The sequence below is a fragment of the Alphaproteobacteria bacterium genome, assembly GCA_030740435.1.
In the GTDB taxonomy this organism is placed as follows: domain Bacteria; phylum Pseudomonadota; class Alphaproteobacteria; order UBA2966; family UBA2966.
On the sequence record JASLXG010000208.1, the window covers coordinates 1 to 6,035 of the forward strand.

Annotated in this window: 6 protein-coding genes and 1 tRNA gene; 5 read left to right on the forward strand and 2 right to left on the reverse strand. The window is 67.4% G+C overall.

From position 1 onward, the window contains the following. Positions 1-188: 188 nt before the first annotated feature. Entirely contained in the window at positions 189-1,085 is an 897-nt protein-coding gene (gene rpoH / locus QGG75_19895; protein MDP6069493.1) for an RNA polymerase sigma factor RpoH, read from the reverse strand. A 402-nt stretch (positions 1,086-1,487) separates the two neighbouring features. Next, a complete protein-coding gene (locus QGG75_19900; protein ID MDP6069494.1) occupies positions 1,488-2,465 on the reverse strand; it encodes an RluA family pseudouridine synthase in 978 nt (325 codons plus the stop codon). Positions 2,466-2,493: 28 nt separating this feature from the next. Here QGG75_19900 and QGG75_19905 point away from each other — a divergent pair, with 28 nt between their 5' ends. The 5 genes from QGG75_19905 to QGG75_19925 all read left to right on the forward strand — a co-directional run bounded on the left by QGG75_19905 (position 2,494) and on the right by QGG75_19925 (position 6,034). Beyond that, positions 2,494-2,814, forward strand: coding sequence for a hypothetical protein (locus QGG75_19905; protein MDP6069495.1), 321 nt, complete (start codon positions 2,494-2,496; stop codon positions 2,812-2,814). Then, on the forward strand, positions 2,814-3,278 hold the full coding sequence (locus tag QGG75_19910) for a M67 family metallopeptidase (GenBank protein MDP6069496.1): 465 nt from the start codon (positions 2,814-2,816) through the stop codon (positions 3,276-3,278). Before QGG75_19905 ends, QGG75_19910 begins: the two co-directional genes overlap by 1 nt. A 47-nt stretch (positions 3,279-3,325) precedes the next feature. After that, positions 3,326-4,378, forward strand: a complete 1,053-nt coding sequence (locus tag QGG75_19915) for a beta-eliminating lyase-related protein (protein MDP6069497.1) — start codon at positions 3,326-3,328, stop codon at positions 4,376-4,378. A 27-nt stretch (positions 4,379-4,405) separates the two neighbouring features. Continuing rightward, on the forward strand, positions 4,406-5,530 hold the full coding sequence (locus tag QGG75_19920; protein ID MDP6069498.1) for an NADH:flavin oxidoreductase/NADH oxidase: 1,125 nt from the start codon (positions 4,406-4,408) through the stop codon (positions 5,528-5,530). A gap of 428 nt (positions 5,531-5,958) precedes the next feature. Beyond that, positions 5,959-6,034: transfer RNA gene (locus QGG75_19925), tRNA-Glu, on the forward strand. Position 6,035: the final 1 nt, after the last annotated feature.

A 6,035-nucleotide genomic window follows, 5' to 3' on the forward strand; every position in this document is an offset into this window, starting at 1 on the left:
CCCTCACCGGGCGGGCGCATCCGCGCCCTTGGCCTCCGCCCCCGTTCCGGGGGCGGCTTAGCGACGCCGTCACAGTGTGTTTTTTTGCTGCTTGGTCTTGGTGCAACGGGAGCGACCGCGACCCGCCGCTACTGCGGCGCCCCCGCGGAGGCTGCGGAGCGCAGCGGAGCCGCCGTGAGCGACAAAAACTAACCCGGATCTTGATCCGGTCTAGCTCTTCGCTCATGGGCCATGTTGCGCATGGCTTTTTGCAGCTTTTCGAAAGCCCGGACCTCGATCTGGCGCACCCGTTCGCGGCTGATGGCGTAGACCTTGCTCAACTGGTCCAGCGTGCTCGGCTCCTCGCTGAGGCGGCGTTCGCCCAGGATGTGGCGTTCGCGCTCGTTGAGGTCGGCCAGCGCCGCTTCCAGCATCTCGCGGCGCTCGGCCAACTCCTCGGACTCGCCATAGGTGGTCTCCTGGTCGGGCGCTTCGTCGACCAGCCAGTCCTGCCACTCGCCGTCACCGTCGATGCGCAAGGGCGCGTTCAGCGAGTGGTCGGGCGCCGCCAGGCGGCGGTTCATCTGCACCACGTCCTTTTCCGGGACATTGAGCTGGGTGGCGATGTGCTCTACCTGATGAGGCTTGAGGTCGCCGTCGTCGATGGCCTTGATCTTGCCCTTGATCTTGCGCAGGTTGAAAAAAAGCTTCTTTTGGGCCGTCGTGGTGCCGATCTTGACCAGCGACCACGAATGCAGGATGTATTCCTGGATCGAGGCCCGGATCCACCACATGGCGTAGGTCGCCAGGCGGAAACCGCGTTCGGGGTCGAAGCGCTTGACCGCCTGCATCATGCCGACGTTGCCCTCGGAGATGAGCTCGCCCAGCGGCAGGCCATAGCCGCGATAGCCCATGGCGATCTTGGCCACCAGCCTGAGGTGGCTGGTGACGAGCTGGTGCGCGGCATCGGCGTCGGCATGCTCCTGCCAGCGGCGCGCCAGCATGTATTCCTGCTCGACCTCGAGCATGGGGAACTTGCGAATCTCCTGCAGATAGCGCGAGAGTGACCCTTCGGGCGTGATTACCGGAATGACTTCTCGCGCCATGGCTTGATCCCGCGTTCCCGGGGTCCCTAGTCGTTTCGCCGCTGTGGGTAAAAAACCCCCCGCGGCCCGAATCTACAAAATTCGGACCAATAAAGCATTAAGGGACTGGCGGGCACGGTTTCAAGGATGGAGACAGAAAATTCGGCAGCCGCTCACGCGGCTTTTTGTGTGGACCCTCACCGGGCGGGCGCATCCGCGCCCTTGGCCTCCGCCCCCATCCCGGGGGCGGCTTGGAGCTGCCGCCACTTGTGGCTTTTTCTACTTGGTCTTGGTGCAACGGGAGCGACCGCGACCCGCCGCTACTGCGGCGCGCCCGCGCAGGCTGCGGAGCGAAGCGGAGCCGCCGTGAGCGATAAGACTCCCGCCGCCGTGAGCGGCAAAAAAGCTAAAACGGATCTCAATTCATGAGATCCGTTTTAGCGCCGTCAACAGCGCGGCGAAGTCGGCCGGCGGCGGGCGCTCGAAGCTTAAAGTGCGATCCTCGGCCGGATGCTTGAAACCCAACGTGCGGGCGTGCAGGGCCTGGCGCCGGAAACCGGCCAGGGCGGCCCGGGTGCCGGCGTCGAGATCCTTGGCGGCGGCCCGGCGGCCGCGGCCGTAGAGCGGATCGCCGACCAGCGGGTGGCCGCGGTGCGCCAGGTGGACGCGGATCTGGTGGGTGCGGCCACTGGCCAGGCGGCACTCGATCAGGCTGGCCGGCCCCAGGCGCTCGAGCACGCGATAGCGGGTGAGGGCCGCTTTGCCGCCGGCGACCACTGCCATTTTCTTGCGGTTCCGCGGGCTGCGGCCGATGTTGCCGCTGATCTCGCCGGCCAGCGGCGCCGGGTTGCCCCAGACCACCGCTTCATAAAGACGCTCGATGCTGCGGGAGGCGAACTGAGCCGCCAGGCTTTGGTGGGCGGCGTCGTTCTTGGCCGCCACGATCAAGCCGGACGTGTCCTTGTCGAGGCGGTGCACGATGCCCGGCCGGCGCACCCCGCCGATACCGGAAAGACTGGCGCCGCAATGGCCCAGCAGCGCATTCACCAGCGTGCGGTCGGGGTTGCCCGGGGCCGGGTGGACGACCAGCCCGGCCGGCTTGTCGATGACGATCAGGTGGCTGTCCTCGTAGACCACGTCGAGCGCCATGTCGGCCGCCAGCGGCACCGCCTCGACGGCCGGCGGCACCGCCACGACCAGCACCTGGCCCGGTTTGACCCCGGCCGAGGGGTCCGATATCGTCGCGCCTTCGCTGCGCACCTGGCCCGCGATGATCAGCCCCTTGAGGCGCGTGCGCGAGAGCGTCGGCAGGGCCTGGGCCAGCACCTTGTCGAGGCGGGCGCGGCCACCGGCTGAGCCGGTTTTTCCTACCGTTACCGTGTGTTCAACCGTATCGGTCATCGCCCTTCGCCAGCGGAGATAAAGGGTTTTGAAACAAGACTACCGTGCGCTCAAGCTTCTGGTCATCGTCATGGCGGTGATGATCGTCGTCGGTTTCGCCGTGGTGATCTATACCATCATCCAGCGCGCCAGTGCTTCGTTGGCCGAAGAAAAGCCGGTCGCTGCCGACACCCAGGGCTTCGGCGAGGTCACGTTCCGAACGCCGCCGGGCAGCCGGATCGCCGATACGGAAATGCACGAACACCGCCTGTCCTTGCACGTCGAGCATGCCGACAAAACGCAAAGCATCCACATCTTCGACCTGAGGACCGGCCAGGAAATCGGCATCATCCGCACCGAGCAACGCTAGTGGCAAGTGCGGTTAGCAAACTGAGCATTACGAAATCGCAACTGCGCGCCATCGAATCAGCGGCCGAGGCGGCCTATCCGGAAGAATCCTGCGGCCTGCTGGTGGGGGAAGGCGCGGACTTGTTGCGCCTGACGGCGCTGCACCCCAGCCCCAACCTGGCCGAGGATCGCCGCCGCCGCTTCGAGGTCGACCCGGCGCTGCTGTTGCGGCTGCACAAATCCTTGCGCGCGAGCGAGCAGCGCCTGATCGGCCTTTACCATTCCCACCCCGAGGGCCCGGCCGAGCCTTCGGCCCACGATCTCTCGCGGGCCTGGCAGCCCGAACTGGCCTGGTTGCTAACGGCGGTATCCGGCCCTCGCGCCGCTGGCGCCACGGGCGCTTTTTTGTTCTCGGCCGAGCCCGAGCCCCACTTCGAGGCGCTGGAACTGGCGGTCGTCGACGATGAAACTTCCGGCGAAGCGTGATAGGAAGGGCGGCTTTCGCCACGGGAACAGACGACCGGGACCAACGAATGAACCATCCGGCCAACTTCGGCAGCGACAACGTGAGCGGCGTCTCGCCCGAGATCATGGCGGCCCTGGAGGCCGCCAACCAGGGCAGCGCCGGGGCCTATGGCGCCGATGCCTGGACAGGCCGTCTGGCGGCCCGCTTCGCCGAGGTCTTCGAGACCGAGGTAGCGGTCTTCCCGGTGGCCACCGGCTCTGCTGCCAACGTGCTGGGCCTGAGCATGCTGACGCCGCGCTTTGGTGCCATCTATTGCCACGCCGAGGCCCACATCCAAGAAGACGAGTGCGGCGCCCCGGAATTCTTCACCGGCGCCAAGCTGATGCCGCTCAATGGCCCTCACGCCAAGCTCGAGCCCGAGGTCCTGGCCGCCGCGTTGGCGCTGACCGGCAGCCGGCCGCCGCACCAGGTCGAGCCGGCGGCCCTGAGCATCAGCCAGGCCAGCGAGCTCGGCGCCTGCTACCGGCCGGCCGAGATCGCGGCCCTGGCCGAAGTGACCCGGGGCTACGGCATGGCGCTGCACATGGACGGCGCGCGGCTGGCCAACGCGCTGGCCTTTCTCGATTGCAGCCCGGCGGATGCGACCTGGCGGGCCGGCGTCGACGTGCTCAGCTTCGGCGCCACCAAGAACGGCGCCATGGCGGCCGAGGCGGTGGTCTTCTTCAGGCCCGAACTGGCCGAGACCTTTCCCTACCGGCGCAAGCAGGGCGGGCACCTGTTTTCCAAGATGCGCTTCCTCTCGGCCCAGCTCGAGGCCTATCTCAGCGACGATCTCTGGCTCAGGAACGCCCGCCAGGCCAATGCCGCGGCCCAGCAACTCAGTGCCGGCCTGCTGCAGCTGCCGGGCGCCGAGCTCGGCCACCCCGTCGAGGCCAACGAGATCTTCATGGCGCTGCCGGAAGCCGTCGTCGCCGGCCTCGAGGCCGAGGGCCAGAGCTTCCACCGCTGGCCCGGCGGCAGCGCCGCCAAGCCGCTGATCCGCCTGGTCACCGCCTTCAACACAACGGACGCCGCGGTGTCCGACTTCATCGCCGCGGCCGGCCGCCAGGCCGCCGCATAGCACCACAATAATAACCCCGAGGGTTTCATGAGCAGCATTCTCTTTTCGCCTCTCAAGATGCGTGGCCTCGAGCTCGCCAACCGCATCGCCATCGCGCCCATGTGCCAGTACAGCGCCAACGACGGCGTCATCAACGACTGGCACCTGATGCATTACGGCCAGTTGAGCGTCTCCGGCACCGGCGCCATGTTCGTCGAGGCCACGTCGGTCTCGCCCGAGGGCCGCATCTCGCCGGGTTGCATCGGGCTCTGGTCCGATGACACGGCCCAGGCGCTGGGCCGCCTGGTCAAGTTCCGCCAAAGCTACGGCAACGTGCCCTTTGGCGTGCAACTGGCCCACGCCGGGCGCAAGGCCTCGACCGGCCAGCCCTGGAACGAACACCGCGTGCTGGGCCCCGAGCACGGCGGCTGGAGCGTGGTCGGCCCCTCGGCCATTGCCTTCTCCAACGCCTCTCCGACGCCCGAGGAGCTCGACGAGGCGGGCCTCGGGCGCATCAAGAGCTGCTTCGTCGAGGCCACCGGGCGGGCTGACCAGATCGGCGTCGAGATCCTCGAGATCCACGCCGCCCACGGTTATTTGTTACAGCAGTTCCTTTCGCCCTTGTCCAACCAGCGCGGCGACCAATACGGCGGCAGCACGGAAAACCGCATGCGCTACCCGCTCGAGATCTTCGCCGCGGTGCGCCAGGTCTGGCCCGACGAAAAACCCCTGGGCGTGCGCATCTCGGCCGTCGACTGGGTCGAAGGCGGCTGGACCTTGGACGAATCGATTGCGCTGGCCAAGGCTCTCGAGGCGGCGGGCTGCGACTTCATCGACGTCTCGTCCGCCGGCGCCACCCCCGACGCCGTGATCGCGAGCGGCCCCGGCTACCAGGTCCCCTTCGCCGCCGCCATCAAGGCCGAGGTGAGCGACATGGCGGTGATGGCGGTGGGTCAGATCACCAGTGGCCGACAGGCCGAAACCATCGTGCGCTCGGGCCAGGCCGACATGGTGGCCCTGGGGCGCGGGTTCCTCTTTGACCCCCACTGGACCTGGCGCGCCGCCGAGGAACTCGGCGCCCAGGCCCCCTACCCGCCGCAATACGCCCGCAGCCACCCCTCGCTGCAAGGCCTGCCGATCCCGCCCGGCGCGCCGCCGGCGGAGGCGAGCTAGAACTAGAGAGCCGCGAGCGGCTGACCAAGTGCACGGAGGCACTCGCCGTTAGGCAGACCGGAAGGATGGCTTCCGGTCGCTTGATAGCGTCTGGAGCCGCCGCCGCGTCAAGCAGCCACTCACTCTGTTCGCTGGGCCACTTGACCCGGTCGTCTGCTGTGCTCGTTCGGTAAAGTCGCGAAATGTGATGGCGATAAATTAATCGGGGTCAGACCCGCAGTAATCGGAACTCCCGGATGAGCCTTTTGTGATTTGGCACTAAGCCGCCCCCGGGACGGGGACGGAGGCCAAGGGCTCGGATGCGCCTGCCCGGTGAGGGGCTAACAAAAAGCCGCCTGAGGCGGCGCCCGCCCGGTGAGGGACTAGCAAATTCCTTGATCGCGGGCGGGCGAAGGGTTATGACTTTCGCCCGTTCCGCACGGCCCTGCGTCCCCTTCGTCTAGTGGCCTAGGACATCGGCCTCTCACGCCGAAAACAGGGGTTCGACTCCCCTAGGGGACGCCAA

Bases quoted from the DNA above. Each gene is read 5' to 3' on its own strand.
- rpoH (MDP6069493.1), bottom strand. From the start codon at position 1,085: ATGGCGCGAGAAGTCATTCCGGTAATCACGCCCGAAGGGTCACTCTCG.
- QGG75_19900 (MDP6069494.1), bottom strand. From the start codon at position 2,465: ATGACCGATACGGTTGAACACACGGTAACGGTAGGAAAAACCGGCTCA.
- QGG75_19915 (MDP6069497.1), top strand. From the start codon at position 3,326: ATGAACCATCCGGCCAACTTCGGCAGCGACAACGTGAGCGGCGTCTCG.
- QGG75_19920 (MDP6069498.1), top strand. From the start codon at position 4,406: ATGAGCAGCATTCTCTTTTCGCCTCTCAAGATGCGTGGCCTCGAGCTC.